Here is a 1,695-nt window from a genome sequence, read left to right on the forward strand (position 1 = left end):
CGCCACGGCCCGCCGAAGGATTGGGCAAGACGTTGGGCATTGCGTGGAACATGCTGGTCAACAAGCCGCGTCACACCGTGCCCGCCGGCACCCTGCCCGTCGATTCGCTGACCCGCGCGGAACTCGACGCGGCGCCCGATCGCAGCCTGTACCGGCTCGGCCATTCGACGCTGTTGCTGAAGTTGCGCGGCGAATTCTGGTTGACCGATCCGGTGTTTGCCGAGCGCGCGTCGCCGTTTCGGCGTATGGGTCCCAAGCGCTTTCATGCGCCGCCGATCGCGCTGGAAGAGCTTCCTCCGTTACGCGGCGTGATCCTGTCGCACGATCATTACGATCACCTCGACCGCGACACGGTGCTCGCGCTGGCCGCCACCACCGACGTGTTCGTGACGACGCTGGGCGTCGGCGATCGGCTGATTGAATGGGGGATCGACGCGAACAAGGTGCGCCAGCTCGACTGGTGGCAAAGCGTGGACGTGGCAGGGGTGACGCTGACGGCAACGCCCGCCCAGCACTTCTCGGGACGCAGCCTGTTCGACGGCAACAGTACGCTGTGGGCATCGTGGGTGATCGTCGACGACGATTTGCGCCTGTTCTTTAGCGGCGATACGGGCTATTTCGACGGCTTCCGGGAGATCGGCGAGCGCCTCGGGCCGTTCGACGTCACGCTGATCGAAACGGGCGCCTATGATGCGCAATGGCCGTACGTGCACATGCAGCCGGAAGAAACCGTGCAGGCGCACATCGATTTGCGTGGACGCTGGCTGATCCCGATCCACAACGGCACGTTCGATCTCGCCATGCACCGCTGGCAGGAGCCGTTCGAGCGTGTCACGGCGTTGGCGCTCGTGCGCGGCATCGAGCTGTCGACACCGCGGATGGGCGAACGCCTCGATCTCGGCGCACCCCATCGTGGCGAGCGCTGGTGGCGCACGGTCGACGAGCGCGCGGCAGCACCGGCGGCGAAAACGCGACGCTGGCAGCTTTGCGCATCGCAGGCGACGAAATAGTCCGCCAGTCGCTGCGCGTGCTTTCCTGCAAGATGGCCGCGCCGCGACTCTGGGTGGTGAACGCGTTGCCGGCCTCCCCCTGCACGTCGACGGCCTGCCTGTCGACCCGATTACCTGAGTAGAGTCATGCATCCGGTATCCGTCCGATACATACCCGACCAACGAGACGACGACGTCGCCATCGCGGCATTCGACCACGCAGACCGCCGTTCGACCCGCCGCAGCCGCGAGAACGAATTGCGACAAACGCTCGCAGAGCGCGTCGCGAGATGGACCGAAGGCGTCGATCACCTCAATACGGCCATTCCCAACCTGAGCTTTCATCGAAGGGAAGCGCCGACGCTGCCGATGGAATGCATGGTCGAGCCGAGCTTCGGCCTCGTCGTTCAGGGCGCGAAGCGGGTCATGCAGAGCGGCGATGCCTACATCTACGACGCCGACCGCTTTCTGATCACGTCGCTCGATCTGCCCGGTTCGACGCAAATCATCGAGGCCAGCCCCGACAAACCGTTTCTCGGGCTCGGCCTCAAGCTCGATTTCCGCGTCATGGCCGAACTGATGATGCAAGTCGCGCCGGATCACGAGGATGCTCCAGCGGGCCGCGGCCTCGTCGTCGGCGACATGAACGAACTGCTGTACGACGCGCTGAACCGGCTACTCGCGCTGCTGGACGACCCGAACGCCA

The 1,695-nt window shown here is 65.1% G+C and carries 2 protein-coding genes; both read left to right on the plus strand.

All coding sequences use genetic code 11. The features are described 5' to 3' along the window. A partial coding sequence (locus AC3IFE_RS20245) for an MBL fold metallo-hydrolase (protein ID WP_489191719.1) occupies positions 1–1,010 on the plus strand: 1,010 nt, incomplete at its 5' end. 126 nt (positions 1,011–1,136) lie between these two features. Beyond that, the coding region (locus AC3IFE_RS20250) for an AraC family transcriptional regulator (RefSeq protein ID WP_489191720.1) at positions 1,137–1,695 on the plus strand (559 nt) is incomplete at its 3' end.

The sequence above is a fragment of the Burkholderia sp. APQ4-4ca genome, assembly GCF_057837105.1.